This window comes from Rhodococcus sp. BUPNP1 (assembly GCF_002215235.1).
Taxonomy (GTDB): domain Bacteria; phylum Actinomycetota; class Actinomycetes; order Mycobacteriales; family Mycobacteriaceae; genus Rhodococcus.
Genome location: NZ_NERM01000021.1, coordinates 1 through 18,429 on the forward strand (window position 1 = coordinate 1; position 18,429 = coordinate 18,429).

Sequence of the window (18,429 nt, forward strand, 5' to 3'; positions counted from 1 at the left end):
GACTTCACCCGCTGCCCGCTGCTCTACCGCTTCAAGGCCGTCGACCGGCTCACCGCACCCCCGACCCGCGCCCAGGCGCGCGGCACCGTCGTCCACGCCGCCCTCGAAGCGCTGTTCGGCCTCGACGGACCGGCCCGCACCGCCACCGCCGCGCAGACCCTGCTGCCCGACGCCCTGGCCCGGGTCCTCGCCGCCACCCCCGATCTCGGCGTCGACACCGACGACGCGGCCTTCCTCGCCGAGGCCGCCGCGCTGCTGGACACCTACTTCACCGTCGAGGACCCCACCGCCGTCACCACCGACGGCTGCGAACTGCGGGTGGAGACCACCCTCGACGGCGACGTCCCGCTGCGCGGCATCATCGACCGCCTCGATGTCGACGCCACCGGGGCGGTGCACGTCGTCGACTACAAGACCGGCCGCGCCCCCTCGCTGCGCGGCGAGCGGGCGGCGCTGTTCCAGCTGAAGTTCTACGCGCTGATCGTGTGGCGGCAACGCGGCATCGTCCCGGCCTCGCTGCGGCTGCTGTATCTCGGCGACGGACAGGTGCTGCACTACCGGCCCGACCCCGAGGAACTGCGCCGCTTCGAACGGATCGTGCGCGCGATGTGGGCGACGATCCGGCAATTGCGCAGAAGCGGCGACTTCCGCCCCAATCCCGGCCCCGGCTGCCGGTGGTGCGATCATCGGGCATTGTGCCCGGCGTTCGGCGGTACCCCACCGCCGTATCCCCTCGACGGCGTTGCGACGCAGTCGATCCAGCCGACCCGATCGACACCGTCGATCCAGTCGACGCAATCGACACCGTCGATCCAGTCGACACCGGGTGCGCCCCACCGTATCGAGCAGCAGGAGAATCCCGAGTGAGCGACGCCGCCTACTACGTGCCGGTCCCCCGGCCGACCACCCCCACCGGCCCGGTCGACGACGTCGAGATCGCAGTGTTCCGCCCCACCGAACACACCGTCAGCACCTGGGGAGCGCACCTGCAGCACGGCGCCCCACCCTCGGCGCTGCTCGCCCGCGCCATCGAACGGCACCGGCCCCGCCCCGACACCCGCCTGAGCCGGCTCACCGTCGAACTGCTCGGCCCCGTCCCTCTCACCGACCTCGAGGTGCGCACCCACATCGAACGACCCGGTCGCCGCATCGAACTGGTCGTCGCCGAACTGTGGGCCACCGCCCCCGACGGCACCGACCGCGCGGTTGCGCGCGGCACCGGCTGGCGCCTCGAAACCGTCGACCTGCCGCAGGTCGCGCGCACCTCGGAGACCCCGCTGCCCGCCCCCGGCCACTTCGAAGCCAGTGCCCCGCACCCTGCCTGGAAGGGCGGCTACATCGGCACCGTCGACTGGCGCATCATCGTCCCCTTCGGCGCTCCCGGCCTGTCGTCGGCGTGGGTGCGCAGCGAGATCGCCCTCGTCGAAGGCGAAACCCCCAGCGGACTCGACCGGTTGATGAGCGTCGCCGACGTCGCCAACGGTGTCGGATCCAAACTCGACGCCCGCGAGTACACCTTCCTCAACACCGAACTGACCGTGCACCTGTTCCGCGCCCCCGAGTTCCGCGAACAGGACTGGGTGGGGATCGCCGCGGAGATGTCCGTCGGCCCCGACGGGATCGGCACGACCGCCGGTCTGCTCTACGACGAGACCGGCGCGCTCGGCCGCATCACCCAGAACGTGCAGGTGCGGCCCCGCTGATCAGCGGGGCCGCACCAAAAGATCGAAGATGTCGGGATCGATGCGCGTCTATTCGGGGGCGCGCATCGCCCGGCACGAGCGGATGTTCGACGCGAGGATGGCGCGGGCACCGATCTCGGCGAGCCGGTCCATCACCGCGTTGTGGCCCTTGCGCGGCACCATCGCCCGCACCGCCACCGAGTTCTCGTTCGCGAGCGGCGAGATCGTCGGCGACTCGAGACCGGGCGTGACCTCGACGGCCTGCTCGAGCAGGTGCTTGGGGCAGTCGTAGTCGATCATCACGTACTGCTGCGCGAAGACCACACCCTCGAGGCGGGCGATCAGCTGGTTGCGGGCCCGATCCGAGTGATCCGAACCCTCCCGCTCGATCAGCACACCCTCCGAATCGCACAGCGACTCGCCGAAGGCGACGAGATCGTGCTGGCGCAACGTCCGGCCCGAGCCGACCACATCGGCGATCGCGTCGGCGACGCCGAGCTGGATGGAGATCTCCACCGCACCGTCGAGCCGGATCACCTCGGCTTCGATGCCGCGGGTGGCGAGATCACGACGCACCAGATTCGCGTACGAGGTGGCGATGCGCAGACCCTGCAGATCCTCGACCGACCAGTCGCGGCCCTTCGGCGCGGCGTACCGGAAACGCGAGGACCCGAAGCCCAGCGACAGCCGCTCGGTGACCGGAGCCCCCGAATCCATCGCCAGGTCGCGGCCGGTGATCCCCAGATCCAGCTCGCCGGACCCGACGTAGATCGCGATGTCCTTCGGCCGCAGGAAGAAGAACTCGACGTCGTTGACCGGGTCGATGACCGTCAGATCCCGCGAGTCGGTGCGCCGACGGTAGCCGGCCTCCTGCAGGATCTCGGCGGCGGACTCGGACAGCGAACCTTTGTTGGGGACTGCGACGCGCAGCATGACGGAATTGGGTCCTTTCGAACGACGAGCAGAAGCGAGGAAGGGATCTACAGGGCACCTACAGGGCACGGACGGCGGCACCGACACAGCGGGCCACCGGCCGTCACAGATGCTTGTAGACGTCCTCGAGCTTCAGACCCCGCCCCACCATCAGCACCTGCACCCAGTACAGCAGCTGCGAAATCTCCTCGGACAGTTCCTCGTCGGACTGGTACTCGGCGGCGATCCACACCTCACCGGCCTCTTCGAGTACCTTCTTGCCCTGGAAATGCACGCCGGCGTCCAGGGCGGCGACGGTGCCGGAGCCCTCGGGGCGGGTCGCGGCGCGTTCGGACAGCTCGGCGAACAGGGAATCGAAGGTCTTCACAGGGGTCGATTGTTTCATGCCTCGCCACCCGCCCCGCAGCCAGGACACCGACACCCGCTCAGAACTCGAGTTCGCGCCCGCTGACGAACCGCCGCTCCACCCCGCTGATCGGATCGGTGAACTCCAGCGACCGCGCCAGCAACCGCAGCGGATCGGTGAAATCGTCCGCGTCGCGCCGCCGGAACCGCGGATAGAAGTTGTCCCCCACGATCGGCACCCCCAGCCACGCCAGATGCAGCCGCAACTGGTGGGTGCGGCCGGTGCGCGGGAACAACCGGTAGCGAGCCAGCTCCCCACGCCGCTCGACCAGCTCGACGCGGGTCTCCGAATTCGGTTCGCTGGCGAACTGCTCGGCCGTCAGCTCCCCGTGCCGCTTGACGATCCGCGTGCGCACCACCTGCGGGAACGACAGGTCCGGGCGGTAGCCGGCGACCGCCTCGTACACCTTGCGTACCCGCTGCCGCTCGAACAGCTCCTGATAGGGCCGCCGCCACGCCGGATCCGACGTGCACAGCAGCACCCCGGCGGTCATCCGGTCGAGCCGGTGCACCGGCACCAGATGCGGCAGCTCCAGCTCGCGCCGCAACCGCACCACCACCGACTCGCGGATGTGCGCTCCGCGCGGGATCGTCGCCAGGAAATGCGGTTTGTCCACGACCACGAGACCGTCCTCCCGATGGAGCACGTGCACCGGGAACGGCACCGGCACCTCCGGCGCCGGATCGCGGTAGAAGTACACGTACCGCGTCGGCTGATACGGCGTGCGCGCATCGATGCGGCGGCCGTGCTCGTCGACCAGCTCCCCCGCCGCCATGTGCACCGCCCAGTCCTCCTCGGGATGGCCGGCCTGCAGGAACTCGATGATCGTGGCTGCGTCGACGTCGGCGGGCATCCGGATGCGGTCGGGGCCGAGCCCGTCGCGCACCGGCAGCGGTGCAGCACGCACCGGTCTACGCCTCCACGGGGTCCGGGACGCAGCCCTCGCACACCAGGATCAACTCCCGGCCGTGAAGGTCCGGATGGTTCCGGTACCGCGAGGTCGGCATCCCGCACAGGGTGCAGCGGCCGATCACCGTCGCCTCGTCGCTGAACTCGACGTTCATCCGCCCGTCGAAGACGTACAGCGAACCCTCCCACAGGCCCTCGTCGCCGAAGGTCTCGCCGTAGCGGACGATGCCGCCGTCGAGCTGGTAGACCTCCTCGAACCCGCGGTTGCGCATCAACGCCGACAGCACCTCGCAGCGCACCCCACCGGTGCAGTAGGTCACCACCGGGCGGCCCTTGAGATGGTCGTAGCGGCCGCTGTCGAGCTCGGCGACGAAATCGCGGGTCGTGGCCACGTCCGGCACGATCGCATCCCGGAACCGGCCGATCTGCGCCTCGAAGCGGTTGCGGCCGTCGAAGAACACCACCTCGTCGCCGCGCTCGGCGACCAGCTCGTGCACGCCGTGCGGCGACAGGTGGGTGCCGCCGTCGACGATGCCGTGCTCGTCGACCTTCACCTCGTCGGGCACCCCGAAGGTCACGATCTCCGGACGCACCTTCACCGACAGCCGCGGAAAGTCGTCGCCGGTGCCGTCGGACCACTTGATGTCGGTGTCCTTGAACGCCGCATAGCCGCGCAACCCACGTACGTACTTCTTCACGTCGGCGATGTCACCGCCGACGGTGCCGTTGATGCCGTGCTCGGAGATCAGGATCCGCCCGGTCAACCCCAGCGACGACGCCAGGGTGTGCTGCCACAACCGGATCGCCTCCGGGTCGGGCAACGGGGTGAACTTGTAGAACAGCACGATCTTCGGGACCGCCACCTCAGGGCACCCCCGCACCGTGCAGCTCGTGCAGATCCTCGGCGCTCAACCCCTCGAGCGTGGACCGGAACACCCGCCGCTCCGAGCCGGGCACATCCACCAGCGACGGCACCACCAGCACCGTGCACCCGGCCGCATCCGCCGCGGCCGCCCCGGTCGGGGAATCCTCCACCGCCAGGCACTGCGCCGGATCCAGACCGAGCAGCTCCGCCGCCCGCAGGTAGGGCGCCGGATCCGGTTTGCCGGCCGGCACCTCGTCGCCGCACACCGAATGATCGAAATGCGCCCGGCCCAGGGTCTCGAGGGCCACCTCGCACAACGCCCGCTCGGTGTTGGTCACCAGCACCGACCCCAACCCGGCCTCGCGGACGGTGCGCAACGCGGCCTGCGCGCCGGGCCGCCACGTGAGCCCGTCGGCGAACAACCGGCCCATGTACTCGGTCAGCCACGCCGCCGCAGCCGCCGCCTCGTCCGGGGTCGGGTCCAGACCCAACCCGGCGAAGGTGCGCAGCACCGCCAGATCCATCGGTCCCCCGATCGTGGAGATGCGGGTCTCGTCGCTCATCGGCCCACCGAGATGCAACGACAACTCGTGCATCCCGATGTCCCACAAGCGTTCCGATTCGAGCAGGGTGCCGTCCATGTCCCACAGCACCGCCCGCAGCGCACCGGTCTGCACCGCGAGCGGCGCCTCCACCCGATCAGACATTGAAGTACTTCGCCTCCGGGTGGTGCAGCACGAACGCATCGGTGGACTGCTCGGGATGCAACTGCAACTCCTCCGACAGTTCCACCCCGATCCGCTCGGGTTCGAGCAGCTCGACCAGCTTGATGCGGTCCTCGAGATTCGGGCACGCGCCGTAACCGAACGCGAACCGGGCGCCGCGGTAGGCGAGCTTGAAGTACTCGGCGACCTCCTCCGGATCCTCGTCCGCCGCCGTGCCGCCCTCGGCGAACGCCAGCTCCTGCCGCACCCGTCGATGCCAGTACTCGGCCAGCGCCTCGGTCAGCTGCACACCGATGCCGTGCACCTCGAGATAATCGCGGTACGAGTTCGACGCGAACAGCTCGTTCGCGAAGTCCGCGATCGGCTGGCCCATCGTCACCAGCTGGAACGGCCACACATCCACCTGACCCGACGCGAGCGCATCCTCCCGCGACCGCACGAAATCGGCGATGCACAGGAACCGCGAACGCTGCTGCCGCGGGAAGGTGAACCGGTAGCGCTCGGGAGCATCCGGACGCGGCTCGGTCAGCACCACCACGTCGTCACCCTCGGACACCGCCGGGAAGTAGCCGTACACCACCGCCGCGTGCTGCAGGATGCCCTCGGTAGCCAACCGGTCCAGCCAATACCGCAACCGCGGCCGGCCCTCGGTCTCCACGAGCTCCTCGTAGGTCGGGCCGTCGCCGCCGCGCTGCCCACGCAGCCCCCACTGCCCCAGGAACAGCGCGCGCTCGTCGATCAGCGCCGCATAGTCGGCCAGCGGGATGCCCTTGATCACCCGGGTGCCCCAGAACGGCGGCGTCGGCACCGGCAGATCCTTCGCGACATCACTGCGCTCGGGGATCTCCACCGGCGTCTCCGCGGCCTTGCGCTTCTCCGCGATCCGCTTGCTGCGCTCGTGCCGCTCCTTGCGCTCGGCGGCCTTGCGGGCGGCCTCGATCGCCTCCGGGCTGTCCGGCGCCGGACCTTCACCACGCTTCTCGGCCATGACCCGGTCCATCAACGACAGACCCTCGAACGCATCGCGAGCGTAGGAGACCTTGCCCTCGTAGACCTCCGCCAGATCGTTCTCGACGTAGCTGCGGGTCAGCGCCGCACCACCGAGCAACACCGGGAACTGCTCGGCGACCCCGCGAGCGTTGAGCTCCTCGAGGTTCTCCTTCATCACCACCGTCGACTTCACCAGCAGACCCGACATGCCGATCACATCGGCGCGCTTGTCCACCGCCGCATCGAGAATCGTCGCGATCGGCTGCTTGATACCGAGGTTGACCACCTCGTAGCCGTTGTTCGACAGGATGATGTCCACAAGATTCTTGCCGATGTCGTGCACATCGCCCTTGACCGTCGCCAGCACGATCCGGCCCTTGCCCTCGTCGCCGGTCGACTCCATGTGCGGCTCGAGGAACGCCACCGCGGTCTTCATCACCTCGGCGGACTGCAGCACGAACGGCAACTGCATCTGCCCCGACCCGAACAACTCACCGACCGTCTTCATGCCCGACAGCAGCGTGTCGTTGATGATCGCCAGCGGCGGGGTGGTCTTCATCGCCTCGGTCAGATCGTCCTCGAGACCGTTGCGCTCGCCGTCGACGATGCGCCGCTCGAGCCGCTCGAACAGCGGCAACGCCGCCAGCTCCTGCGCCCGCGACTCGCGTGCCGACGCCGCCGACACCCCCTCGAACAGCTCCATCAGCTTCTGCAGCGGGTCGTACCCCTCGCTACGCCGGTCGTACACCAGATCCAGCGCGACCTGCCGCTGCTCCTCCGGGATCCGCGCCATCGGCAGGATCTTCGACGCGTGCACGATCGCCGTGTCCAGCCCCGCCTCGGTGCACTCGTTCAGGAACACCGAGTTCAGCACCTGCCGCGCCGCCGGATTCAGACCGAACGACACATTCGAGATACCGAGGGTGAAGTGCACCTCCGGATGTGCCTCGTGGATGCGGCGGATCGCCTCGATCGTCTCGATCGCATCGCGCCGCACCTCCTCCTGACCCGTCGAGATCGGGAAGGTCAACGCATCGACGATGATGTCCTGCGGCGACAACCCCCACTTGCCGGTCAGATCCGCGATCAGCCGCTCGGCGATGCGCACCTTGTGCTCGGCGGTACGGGCCTGGCCTTCTTCGTCGATCGTCAGCGCGACCACCGCCGCGCCGTGCTCGACGACATGCTCCATGATCCGCTCGAACCGCGAACCCGGGCCGTCACCGTCCTCGTAGTTCACCGAGTTCACCGCGCAGCGGCCACCGAGATGCTCGAGGCCCGCCTTGATCACGTCCGGCTCCGTCGAGTCGATCATGATCGGCAACGTCGACGACGTTGCGAACCGCGACGCCAGCTCCGCCATGTCCGCCGCCCCGTCGCGCCCGACGTAGTCGACGTTCAGATCCAGCATGTGCGCACCGTCGCGGATCTGGTCCTTCGCGATGTCCAGGCACTTCTGCCAATCCGCGGCGAGCATCGCCTCCCGGAACGCCTTCGACCCGTTCGTGTTGGTGCGCTCACCGATCATCAGGATCGACGCGTCCTGCTCGAACGGCACCGAGGTGTACAGCGACGACACACCCGGCTCCGGCTGCGCGGCGCGCGGCGCCGGCTGCACCCCGCGCACCGCCTCCGCGACCTGCCGGATGTGCTCGGGAGTCGTGCCGCAGCAGCCACCGACGAAGGTCAGCCCGTACTCGGAGACGAAACCGGCCAACGCCTCGGCGAGCTCCTCCGGCTGCAGCGGGTACTCGGCGCCGTTCGCGCCCAGCACCGGCAGACCCGCATTCGGCATCACCGACACCGGGATCGTCGCGTGCTGCGACAGGTACCGCAGGTGCTCGCTCATCTCCGCCGGACCGGTCGCGCAGTTCAACCCGATCAGGTCGATGCCGAGCGGCTCGAGGGCGGTCAGCGCGGCACCGATCTCGGAACCGAGCAGCATCGTGCCGGTGGTCTCCACCGTCACGTGGGTGACGATCGGGATCCGACGACCGGCCTGCTCCATCGCCCGCTTGCTACCGATGATCGCGGCCTTCGCCTGCAGCAGGTCCTGGCAGGTCTCCACGAGGATCGCGTCGGCGCCACCGTCGAGCATGCCCAGCGCCGCCTCACCGTAGGCGTCGCGCAGCGCAGCGAACGGTGCGTGGCCGAGGGTGGGCAGCTTCGTACCCGGACCCATCGACCCGATCACCATGCGGGCCATGCCGTCGGCTCCGGGGCCCATCTCGTCGGCGACCTCGCGGGCGAGGCGGGTACCGAGCTCGGACAGCTCACGGATGCGGTCGGCGATGTCGTAGTCGGCGAGGTTGGGCAGGTTGCAGCCGAAGGTGTTCGTCGAGACGACGTCGGCGCCGGCCTCGAAGTACGCCCGGTGGATCCCCCGGATCACATCGGGACGAGATTCGTTGAGGATCTCGTTGCACCCCTCCAAACCGCGGAAGTCGTCGAGCGAGAGATCCGCGGCCTGCAACATGGTGCCCATCGCCCCGTCTCCGATGACAACGCGCTGGGTCAGCGCATCGAGCAGGACAGAATGAAGTGGGGTGGACATGCCCTTCAGACTAGTGGGCGCCCGGATCGGCCCGGGTCGTAGGCTGGACGAGTGAGTACACCCGAGTATCCCGAGACCCCGGACCAGGACGTCCCCGTCCTGCGCGATCCGGTGCTCGTCGCCGCCTTCGAGGGGTGGAACGACGCCGGCGACGCCGCCAGCGGCGCCGTCGAGCACCTCGAGCTGATCTGGGACGCCGAGCCCTTCGCCGAGCTGGACTCCGAGGAGTACTACGACTACCAGGTCAACCGGCCACAGGTCCGTCTCGTCGACGGCGTCACCCGCGAGATCGACTGGCCCACCACCCGACTGTCGCTGTGCTCCCCGCCCGGCAGCGACCGCGACGTCGTCCTGCTGCACGGCATCGAGCCGAGCATGCGCTGGCGCAGCTTCTGCGACGCCATCATCGAACTCGTCGACGAGTTCGAGGTCCACACCGTCGTCCTGCTCGGCGCACTGCTCGCCGACACCCCGCACACCCGCCCGGTCCCGGTGACCGGCACCGCCTACAGCTCCGAGGCCGCCGAACGCTTCAAGCTGCAGACCTCCCGCTACGAAGGACCCACCGGCATCACCGGCGTGCTGCAGGACGCCTTCGTGCGCGCGGGCATCCCCGCGGTGTCGTTCTGGGCGGCGATCCCCCACTACGTGTCCAATCCGCCGAACCCCAAGGCCACCGTGGCGCTGCTGCGCCGCGTCGAGGACGTCCTCGACCTCGAGGTGCCCCTCGGCGAACTTCCCCTCCTCGCCGAGGAATGGGAACAGACCGTCACCGACATGATCGAGGACGACGAGGAGATCGCCGAGTACGTGCGCACCCTCGAGGAGCGCGGCGACGCCGAGGCCGAGGAGGACATCTCCGAGGTCATCGCCAAGATCGACGGTGACGCCCTCGCCGCCGAGTTCGAACGCTATCTGCGGCGACGGGGCCCCGGCGGCTTCAACAGGTGAGGGATCTGCGCGAACCGCTGCAGCGCACGGCGCTGTACGCGGGGGGATTCCTCGGTCCCTTCGGCGGCAGTGTCGTCGTGTCGATGCTGCCGGAGATCGGTGCCGACACCGGTGTGTCCACCGGCACGGCCGCGACGACGGTCACCGCCTATCTCGGTGTGTTCGCCGCCGCGATGCTGTTCTCCGGCACGCTCGGCGCACGGTGGGGACGCGTCCGCACCGTGCGCACCGCCTATCTCGTCTACGCGGCGGTCTCGATCGCCGCGGCGCTGGCGCCGACCTTCTCGGTGCTCATCGGCACCCGCATGCTGCAGGGCGCGGCCAACGCGTTCACCACTCCACTGCTGCTCGCAGCGCTGGCCGTCATCACCCCGAAGGACAGGCTCGGGCGCGCGCTCGGGTTGTTCGGGGCGATGCAGGCCGCCGGCCAGACCGTCGCCCCACTGATCGGCGGTCTCGCCGCCGAGGTGAGCTGGCGATGGGCGTTCGTCGTGCTCGCCGGCGCGGCGCTGCTCCTGGCGCTCGCCGGCCTGCCCGAGTCGGTGCGCGACGACCCGTCCGGTACCACCCGGGTCCGTCTGCGCGACGCGCTGACCCCGCGCGTTCTGCGTATAGGGCTGGTCGCGTTGCTCGGCTGGGGTGCGCTCGGCGGACTCGGGTTCCTCCTCGCCTTCCGGGTCGAGGACGACTTCGGGTTGTCCCCGTCCGAACGCGGCGTGGTACTCACCGTGTTCGGTCTCGCCGGCATCCTCAGTTCCCGGCCGGTCGGGATGCTCATCGACCGCGTCGGTGCCCGCGCGATCGTGCTCATCGGCGCGGTGAGCGGCGCAGCACTGGTCGTGGTCGTCGGTACCGTCCCGTGGCTCGTCGTGCTCGGCGTCGCATGGTTCCTGGCGGGCATCGCTTCGCAGTTCATCCTCGTCGGGGTCAACGCCGCGGTACTCGGCGGGCCGGGCGGCAACCGTGGTGGCGCGGTGTCCGTCGTGCAGGCCTTCCGCTTCGGCGGTGCAGCCTTCTCCCCTCTCCTGCTGACACCGGTGTACGGCGCCGACCCGGTCCTCGCGTTCCTGCTGCCCGCCGCGCTGCTCGGTGTGCTCGTCCCCCTGGCCATGACTCGGCGTCCGGAGGCTTCGGGCCGCTGACGGCGCCCTGCCGTCTTGGCCGTTGTGGTGTTGGTGGAGGTGGCCTCGTTGGAGGGTGATGGGGTCGGGAAGGAGGGAATATTCTGGTTTTCTATGTTTTCCGTATTATTCAGAATATTTCCAAGGGCTTATCGAACCGGTCCTGCAGTTGCCTCAGACCGAGCGTCTCTCCCGGCGTCGCCCACCCGGCGTCCGACCGGTCCACCGCTTGAACGCCACCGAGAAGCTCGACGCATCGGCATAGCCCAGACGGTGCGCCACCCTCTCCACCGGCAGGCCCGCATCCAGCAACTCCCCCGCCATCGCCCCCAGCGTCTCGGCCACGATCGCCCGGTACGAGGTCCCCTCCTCCCCCAACTGCCGCCGGAGGGTGCGCACACTCGCCCCCAGCTCTGCGGCCACCTGGTCCTGCGTGGGGCCCTCGGCGGCCCGGCGCAGCAGCACCTCCCGCACGCGGGCACCGAGCTCGCCGTGATTCTGTCTGCGCTGCAGCAGTTCCGCGCACTCCCGCAGCAGTACGGCGGCGGCCTCCGGGCTCGCGGTCGGCATGGGCCGGTCCAGTACCCGCGCGTCCACCACCACCGCATGCGTCGACGCCGTCGTCTCCACCCGGAAACCCCGGTCGCGGAAGACCGGCGCGACCCGCTCACCGAGCGATTCGGCCACCTCGATGCGACGGACCTCCGACGGCTGCCCCCACAGCGCACCCCAATGGGCGAGGATCCCCGAGACGTCCCGCTCCAGCAGGAAACCCCGCAGCTGCGCCGGCACGTGCCGGTCGTCGAGGCAGAAGCGGACCTCGTCGCCCGCATACTCGAGGGCGGCGCGCGAGAAGGCGAAGGTGAGGTCGAAGAAGCGGGTGCCCACCTCGATGCCGTCGCGCACCGTCGCACAGCTCATGAGGGCGTAACCGAAGATCCCGTGCACCGCCGCCTGGTACCGCAGACCGAGGGCGAACCCTTCCCCGGGCCGGTCGTCGAGCGCCTCCACGAGATTCGCGATCACGGCCAGTTCCAGGTCGTCGGTGATCTCCCCGCCCGGATCGGTGATCTGCTCCTCCCCCAACCCGGTACCCGCCAGCAATGTCTCGGCGTCGAGGCCGCGCTCGCGTCCGAACGACACCATCAGGGCCGCGCTCGTCGCCGCGCGGCGGGAGGTCCAGGGGTTCACGAGGCTCCATCCTCGGCAGCGTGGCCGAAATTCACAAGAACTTGCCGATAGTGGCATGGATCACGGAGAGCTCGGTTCGTAGCGTCGATTTCATCAGCACAGCGAGGAAAGGACGACACGGCATGAGCCTGAACGTGCACGGCAAGAGGGTTGTCATCACCGGTGGAGCGCGCGGCATCGGACAGGCGACGGCCGAAGCCCTCGTCGCGGCCGGCGCGCGCGTGGCCATCGGCGATATCGACAAGGATCTGGTGCAGGACACCGCTGCCCGGATCGGTGCGCGCTTCGGCACCACGGTGCTCGGGTTGCCTCTCGACGTCACCGACCGAGGATCCTTCGACGAATTCCTCAGCCTGGCCCACATGGAGTTCGGCGGGATCGACGTGCTCGTCAACAACGCCGGCATCATGCCCACCGGCGCGTTCCTCGAGGAGACCGACACGGTCACCGACCGGCAGATCGACGTCAACGTCCGCGGCGTGATCCTCGGCTCGAAGCTGGCCGCCGCCCGGTTCACCGAGCAGGGCTACGGACACATCGTCAATCTCGGCTCCGTCGTGGGCATCGAAGGTGCCCCCGGACTCGCGGTGTACTCCGCGACCAAGCACGCCGTGATCGGCCTCGGATCGGTGCTGCGCCAGGAGCTCGCCGGCTCGAACATCGTGGTCTCCACGATCGCCCCGGGCTTCGTGCGCACCGAGTTGATCGCGGGCATGAAGCCGAACGCGCTCATCGAGAAGCTCGCGATGGTCGGCCCCGAGGAGGTCGCCGCCGCGATCGTGCGAGTGATCGCGACAGCCCGTCCCGGCCTGCGGTACGTGCCCCGCACGGCGGGCGCGATCCTCGGAGCGCTGAAGGCGGTGCCGGAGGCGACCCGTCACCGCATCTCCGCCGCGTTCGGTCTCCAGTCGCTCGCACTGAACACCGACGAGACGGCACGTGCCGCCTATCGTCGGCGCACCGAGGCCCCCGACGCGGCAACGGCCGGTGAGGGCCCGGTGGCGAAGGATCCTTCCGGCAGCGCACGCTGATCCGACGCGCGCTGCCGGTCGGGGCTCAGTCTCCGGTCGGCAGCGCGCGCAGCGAGCGCACTGTGGCGTCGACGGCGCGAGCCGCCTCGGCGCCCTTCTTGACGAAGTGCCGCGTGAAGTACTCGACGTGCTCGTCGTGCTCGTGGAAGTGGTGCGGGGTGAGCACAACGGAGAAGACCGGCACATCGGTGTCGAGCTGGACGCGCATCAGGCCGTCGATCACCGCGGTGGCGACGAAGTCGTGCCGGTAGATGCCGCCGTCGACGACCAGTCCGGCCGCGACGATCGCGTCGTAGCGCCCCGTCTTCGCCAGTCGCTGGGCGTGCAGCGGGATCTCGAAGGCGCCGGGGACCTCGAAGAAGTCCAGGGCGTCCTGCGAGACGCCGAGGCGGGTGATCTCGTCGGTGAAGCCTGTACGTGCCTGGTCGACGATGTTGCGGTGCCAGGTCGCCTGAACGAACGCGATGCGCCCGGTGATGTCGGTCATGGTCACGAAACTAGCGCATGCCCCGTCATAGTTTGTGGTGCGGGAGGGGCGCTGTTCCGTCCTATGAGATTTCGTTTATTTCTCTTTTCCGTCATGCACAGAGTGACTACCGTGGTGGATGTGACACAGCCGGCTCCCGCCCCCGAGAACACCGTCGGTCCCCGCCCCGAGCGGTACATCGACATCTACCGCCGCGCCACCGCCCGACTGGAGGCGTGCCTGCCGCTCGGCTGGTCGCTGTCGAGCGACCGCCCCCGCTCCCCCGAGGCACCCACCCGGATGCTCGTCACCGCCCCCGACGGCGACACCGTGTCCTTCTCCGTCGTCGCCTCCCGCGGTGTGCTCTCCGGCGACGTCGCCCGCATCGCCGCCGACCTGTCCGACTCCGACCGCGGCTTCGTGTGCGCCCACTATCTGTCCGATCCGGTGCGGCGCCAGCTCGACCGGCACGGCATCTCCTACGCCGACGCGACCGGCAACCTCTCGCTCGTCGCGAACCGCCCGGCGGTGTGGGTCCGCGACCGCGGCGCCGACGCCGACCCGTGGCGCGGCCCGGGCCGCCCGTCCGGGGTGCTCACCGGCGAACCGTCCGACCGGGTGGTGCGCGCACTCGCCGATCACGTCGGGGAGATCTCCGTCCCCGAGCTGATCAAGCTGTCCGGCGCGTCCACCGGCGCGACCTACCGCGTCGTCGAGGTGCTCGTCGAACGCGAGCTCGTGCGCCGGGTCCCGCGCGGCCCGATCGTCGAGGTGCGCTGGGAACCGATGCTGCGGGCCTGGGCTGCCGAGCGGAAGGTGTGCGCGGTCCGGCGGTTCACCGCCCCCGAGGGCGTCACCGCGACCCGCGCGCGACTGGCCGAACGCATCGACATCCCCTACGCGCTCACCGGCGTCGGCGCCACCGACTACGCGGCCCCGGCGCTGCTCGAGGTCTACGCCGACGACCCCGACGACTTCGCCGACAGTCTCGGTCTGCGCCCGGTCGAGCACGGCGGCGACGTGGTGGTGGCGATTCCCTGGTCGCCGGTGGTCTTCGAACGGATGGACCGCCGCGGCGGACTGCGCCACGCCGCCATCTCACACGTCTACGCCGACCTGCTGGCGGGCCCGTTCCGCAACGACGATGCCGCCGAACACGTCCGCTCCCGACTCACCGCGGACGAGCACTGGCGACGCCCGGTGCGTTGACCGCTGCATCCGGCCGATCCGCCTCCCCGGATCCCCGGCCGAGCATTTCGATCTTTGTGTACGGTGCGAACCATGACGGGTCGCCGCGACGACAGGAGTACCGATCAGATGACCGCGCCGCGCACCGTGGAGGACCTACCGTCGGCACTCGACGGCGCCGCCCTGTCCGACCGTCTCGCGGGCCGCCGGCCCGCGGTCTTCCTCGACTACGACGGCGTGCTCACCCCGATCGTCGCCCGCCCCGAGGACGCGGTGTGGTCGGACACCATGCGCCGCACCGTCCGTGAACTCGCCGACCGCGTGTCGGTGTGCATCGTCACCGGCCGCGACCGCGACGTCGTCCAGCAACTCATGGGTGTCGACGATCTCGTCGTCGCCGGCAGCCACGGTTTCGACATCTGGAGCCCCACCGACGGGCAGATCGCCCACGACGTCCTCGCCGACTTCACCGATCTGATCACCGAGACCACCGAGACCCTGCGCAGCCGCCTGGACGGTCTCGACGGCGTCGGCATCGAACCGAAGCGCGCGTCGGTCGCCGTGCACTACCGGCAGGCCTCCCCCGAGGTGCACGAGCGGGTGGGCGCGATCGTCGAGACGCTGTTGCAGGAGAACCCCGACCGACTCGCCGTGGTGCCGGGAAAGATGGTCTACGAACTCAAACCGGCCGTGGACTGGAACAAGGGCAAGGCGGTCCTGCACCTGATCGAGGTCCTCGGTCTCGCCTCCGACGAGGTCGTGCCGCTCTATCTCGGCGACGACATCACCGACGAGGACGCCTTCCGGGCGTTGCGGGGTCGTGGCATCGGGATCCTCGTCGGCAGCCCCGACGACCCGGAGATGGCCGGGCGCCGCACCGACGCCGAGTTCGTCCTCGCGTCGGTCGACGACGTCGAACGTTTCCTGTCGACTCTGGGCAGGTGACAGCGCTACCGGACAGTTCGTGTCGACTACGACCCGCCAGGAGGTTCGCGTGTACGACCCGGAGTTCACCCTCGACTACGACGGTTTCGATCCCGACGACGAACCCCTGCGCGAAGCCCTGACCTCGACGGGCAACGGCTACTTCTGTTCACGCGGCACGGCCGAGTGGGAGGACATGGGCGAGGTCCACTATCCGGGGACCTACGCGCATCGTTGCTACAACCGCGAGACCACCATCATGGGTGGCAGCCCGGTCCTGAACGAGGATCTGGTCAACCTCCCGAACTGGCTCGTGCTGAAGCTGCGCATCGACGGCGGTGAGGCGATCCGCCTGGCGCAGGTGGAGATCCTCGACTACCGGCACGTCTACGACATCCGCACCGCCACCGTGGTCCGCGAACTGCGGTTCCGGGACCGGCACGGCCGCGAGACGTCGCTGCGCAGCAGACGGTTCGTGAGCATGGAGCATCCGAACCAGGGAGCGCTCGAATGGTCGCTGACCCCGGAGAACTGGTCGGGGCGGGTCGAGATCGTCACCGCCCTCGACGGCCGGGTCTCCAACCGCGCCGTCGCCCGCTACCGCGATCTCGAGGCGCGGCACCTCGATCCGGTCTCGCCGCGCACCTACGGTCCCGAGACGATCGCGCTGAAGGTGCAGATCCGCCAGTCCGACACCTACATCGCCCAGGCCGCACGCACCCGGGTCTTCCGGGAGGGTTCGGGAGGAGCGATGCTCGTCGACCGCGATCTGTACCAGATGGAGGACTACATCCAGCAGGTCCTCTCCTTCGACATCGCCGAAGGCTCGACGGTGCGGATCGAGAAGATGGTGGCGATGTTCACCTCCCGCGACGACGCGATCACCGAACCCCTCGCGTCGGCTGGCCGGCACGTGCTGCGCTATCCGGATTTCGCCGAGGCGTACGAGGAGCACATCGCGGCGTGGGACGAGCTGTGGGACATTTGCGACATCCGGTTGCCGCGGGAGTCGCGCGCCCAGTTGCTGCTGCGCCTGCACGTCTCGCACGTACTGCAGGTCTGCTCACGGCACACCGCGCGCCTCGACGCGGGAGTGCCGGCGCGCGGACTCAACGGCGAGGCCTATCGCGGGCACGTGTTCTGGGACGAGATGTTCGTCTATCCCTTCCTGAACCTGCGGGTCCCGGAGATCACCAAAGGCCTGATCCTCTACCGCTACCGCCGGTTGGGTGAGGCGCAGGCCGCGGCGAGCGAGGCCGGTTACCGCGGCGCGATGTTCCCCTGGCAGAGCGGCAGCGACGGCACCGAGGAGACCCAGACGGTGCATCTGAACCCGATGTCGGGTCAATGGGATCCGGACCTGAGCCGGAACCAGCGTCACGTCAGCGCCGCGATCTTCTACAACGTGTGGCACTACTACCAGGCCACCGACGATGTCGACTTCCTCGCCGACTACGGCGCCGAGATGATGCTCGAGATCGCGCGGTTCTGGGCGTCGATCGCGCACTACAACCCGGATCGGGACCGCTACGAGATCCACGGGGTGATGGGCCCGGACGAGTTCCACGAACGGTATCCGGGAGCCACCGAGGGCGGTGTGCGCAACAACGCGTACACGAACGTGATGGTCGCGTGGATCGCGGCGCGCGCCCTCGATGTCTTCGAGGTGCTGTCGAAGAGCCGGCGCACGGCCCTGCGGGCCCGGTTGCGGGTCACCGACGAGGAACTGCGCACCTGGTCGGAGATGAGCCGGAAGATGTTCGTGCCCTACCACGACGGGGTGATCAGCCAGTTCGAAGGCTACGAGGATCTCGAGGAGCTCGACTGGGAGCACTACCGCACGGAGTACGGCAACATCGGCAGGATGGACCGCATCCTGCGCGCCGAGGGCCGCGATCCGGATGCCTACAAGGTCGCCAAGCAGGCCGACACGGTGATGTTGTTCTTCCTGTTCGACGATGCCGAGTTGCGGCAGGTGTTCGAGCAGCTCGGTTATCCGTTCGGTCGCGACCTCGTGCGCCGCACCGTCGACTACTACGACCAGCGCACGTCGCACGGGTCGACGCTCAGTCACGTGACGTTCGCCGGTGTGCTCGCCACCTTCGATCCGCAGTCGTCGTGGTTGCGGTTCAAGCTCGCGCTCGAGAGCGACGTCAGCGACCTGCAGGGCGGCACCACCAAGGAGGGCATCCACATGGGGGTCATGGGCGGCACCCTCGATCTGGTGCAGCGCTACTACGTCGGTGCCCGTGCGTACGGCGACGTGCTCGTCTTCCGGCCCAAGCTGGTCTCGCACCTCGACGGGGTGTCGTTCTCCATGCGGTACCGCGGCACTCCCCTACGGGTGCGGATCGACGGCGACAAGCTGTCGGTGCGCGCCGAGACCGAGGGCTTCCGGGTGCCGGTGCAGGTCGCGGTGGACGGCGAACTCGTCGAACTCGGCGCCGGCGAGTCGCACGAGTTCCGGCTCGCCGCCGTCCCGGCCTGACCGCG

The 18,429-nt window shown here is 69.3% G+C and carries 16 protein-coding genes; 8 read left to right on the forward strand and 8 right to left on the reverse strand.

Annotated elements, in window-relative coordinates; translation table 11 throughout:
• Positions 1-867: RecB family exonuclease (locus tag B9C99_RS19170; RefSeq protein ID WP_088898959.1), on the forward strand; the 867-nt coding region annotated here is incomplete at its 5' end.
• The gene (locus B9C99_RS19175) at positions 864-1,703 is read left to right on the forward strand and encodes a thioesterase family protein (protein ID WP_088898960.1); all 840 of its coding nucleotides are present in this window, start codon (positions 864-866) and stop codon (positions 1,701-1,703) included. The genes B9C99_RS19170 and B9C99_RS19175, both read left to right, overlap by 4 nt.
• 48 nt (positions 1,704-1,751) lie before the next feature.
• Here B9C99_RS19175 and hisG read toward each other — a convergent pair whose 3' ends face one another.
• The 6 genes from hisG to metH form a co-directional block, all read right to left on the reverse strand.
• On the reverse strand, positions 1,752-2,615 hold the full coding sequence (gene hisG, locus B9C99_RS19180) for an ATP phosphoribosyltransferase (RefSeq protein ID WP_088898961.1): 864 nt from the start codon (positions 2,613-2,615) through the stop codon (positions 1,752-1,754).
• Positions 2,616-2,718: 103 nt separating this feature from the next.
• On the reverse strand, positions 2,719-3,000 hold the full coding sequence (locus tag B9C99_RS19185; protein WP_170318512.1) for a phosphoribosyl-ATP diphosphatase: 282 nt from the start codon (positions 2,998-3,000) through the stop codon (positions 2,719-2,721).
• Between the two features lie 40 nt (positions 3,001-3,040).
• Positions 3,041-3,928: a pseudouridine synthase gene (locus B9C99_RS19190; protein ID WP_088898962.1), complete on the reverse strand. Its 888-nt coding sequence runs from the start codon at positions 3,926-3,928 to the stop codon at positions 3,041-3,043.
• Positions 3,929-3,932: 4 nt separating this feature from the next.
• A complete protein-coding gene (locus tag B9C99_RS19195; RefSeq protein ID WP_088898963.1) occupies positions 3,933-4,793 on the reverse strand; it encodes a rhodanese-related sulfurtransferase in 861 nt (286 codons plus the stop codon).
• A gap of 1 nt (position 4,794) precedes the next feature.
• Entirely contained in the window at positions 4,795-5,502 is a 708-nt protein-coding gene (locus tag B9C99_RS19200; RefSeq protein WP_172415009.1) for an HAD family phosphatase, read from the reverse strand.
• Positions 5,495-9,064 carry a methionine synthase gene (gene metH / locus B9C99_RS19205; protein WP_088898965.1) on the reverse strand — a complete coding sequence of 1,190 codons (3,570 nt, stop codon included), beginning with the start codon at positions 9,062-9,064 and terminating at the stop codon, positions 5,495-5,497. Before metH ends, B9C99_RS19200 begins: the two co-directional genes overlap by 8 nt.
• Positions 9,065-9,115: 51 nt before the next feature.
• On the opposite strand from metH, the gene B9C99_RS19210 reads away from it, so the two are divergent.
• Positions 9,116-10,015, forward strand: coding sequence for a PAC2 family protein (locus B9C99_RS19210; protein ID WP_016690813.1), 900 nt, complete (start codon positions 9,116-9,118; stop codon positions 10,013-10,015).
• Positions 10,012-11,157 carry an MFS transporter gene (locus B9C99_RS19215; protein ID WP_088898966.1) on the forward strand — a complete coding sequence of 382 codons (1,146 nt, stop codon included), beginning with the start codon at positions 10,012-10,014 and terminating at the stop codon, positions 11,155-11,157. The genes B9C99_RS19210 and B9C99_RS19215 overlap by 4 nt, the downstream gene beginning before the upstream one ends.
• Before the next feature lie 153 nt (positions 11,158-11,310).
• On the opposite strand, the gene B9C99_RS19220 is transcribed toward B9C99_RS19215, so the two are convergent.
• Complete coding sequence (locus tag B9C99_RS19220) at positions 11,311-12,327, reverse strand: AraC family transcriptional regulator (protein WP_172415010.1); 1,017 nt, start codon at positions 12,325-12,327, stop codon at positions 11,311-11,313.
• A gap of 122 nt (positions 12,328-12,449) precedes the next feature.
• Here B9C99_RS19220 and B9C99_RS19225 point away from each other — a divergent pair, with 122 nt between their 5' ends.
• Positions 12,450-13,358 carry an SDR family oxidoreductase gene (locus B9C99_RS19225; protein ID WP_088898968.1) on the forward strand — a complete coding sequence of 303 codons (909 nt, stop codon included), beginning with the start codon at positions 12,450-12,452 and terminating at the stop codon, positions 13,356-13,358.
• A 25-nt stretch (positions 13,359-13,383) separates the two neighbouring features.
• Here the strand turns inward: B9C99_RS19225 and B9C99_RS19230 are convergent, their stop codons facing one another.
• Positions 13,384-13,845 (reverse strand): 6,7-dimethyl-8-ribityllumazine synthase, encoded by a 462-nt coding sequence (locus B9C99_RS19230; RefSeq protein WP_088898969.1) that lies wholly within the window; start codon positions 13,843-13,845, stop codon positions 13,384-13,386.
• Positions 13,846-13,965: 120 nt separating this feature from the next.
• Here B9C99_RS19230 and B9C99_RS19235 point away from each other — a divergent pair, with 120 nt between their 5' ends.
• The 3 genes from B9C99_RS19235 to B9C99_RS19245 all read left to right on the forward strand — a co-directional run bounded on the left by B9C99_RS19235 (position 13,966) and on the right by B9C99_RS19245 (position 18,424).
• Complete coding sequence (locus tag B9C99_RS19235; protein WP_088898970.1) at positions 13,966-15,033, forward strand: helix-turn-helix domain-containing protein; 1,068 nt, start codon at positions 13,966-13,968, stop codon at positions 15,031-15,033.
• A gap of 72 nt (positions 15,034-15,105) precedes the next feature.
• The gene (gene otsB, locus B9C99_RS19240; protein WP_229564887.1) at positions 15,106-15,957 is read left to right on the forward strand and encodes a trehalose-phosphatase; all 852 of its coding nucleotides are present in this window, start codon (positions 15,106-15,108) and stop codon (positions 15,955-15,957) included.
• A gap of 49 nt (positions 15,958-16,006) precedes the next feature.
• Complete coding sequence (locus B9C99_RS19245) at positions 16,007-18,424, forward strand: glycoside hydrolase family 65 protein (RefSeq protein ID WP_172415011.1); 2,418 nt, start codon at positions 16,007-16,009, stop codon at positions 18,422-18,424.
• The last annotated feature ends 5 nt before the right edge of the window (positions 18,425-18,429 follow it).

Coding starts and splice junctions, on each gene's coding strand:
- hisG (WP_088898961.1), bottom strand. CDS start 2,615: ATGCTGCGCGTCGCAGTCCCCAACAAAGGTTCGCTGTCCGAGTCCGCC.
- B9C99_RS19185 (WP_170318512.1), bottom strand. CDS start 3,000: ATGAAACAATCGACCCCTGTGAAGACCTTCGATTCCCTGTTCGCCGAG.
- B9C99_RS19200 (WP_172415009.1), bottom strand. CDS start 5,502: ATGTCTGATCGGGTGGAGGCGCCGCTCGCGGTGCAGACCGGTGCGCTG.
- metH (WP_088898965.1), bottom strand. CDS start 9,064: ATGTCCACCCCACTTCATTCTGTCCTGCTCGATGCGCTGACCCAGCGC.
- B9C99_RS19225 (WP_088898968.1), top strand. CDS start 12,450: ATGAGCCTGAACGTGCACGGCAAGAGGGTTGTCATCACCGGTGGAGCG.
- B9C99_RS19230 (WP_088898969.1), bottom strand. CDS start 13,845: ATGACCGACATCACCGGGCGCATCGCGTTCGTTCAGGCGACCTGGCAC.
- otsB (WP_229564887.1), top strand. CDS start 15,106: ATGACGGGTCGCCGCGACGACAGGAGTACCGATCAGATGACCGCGCCG.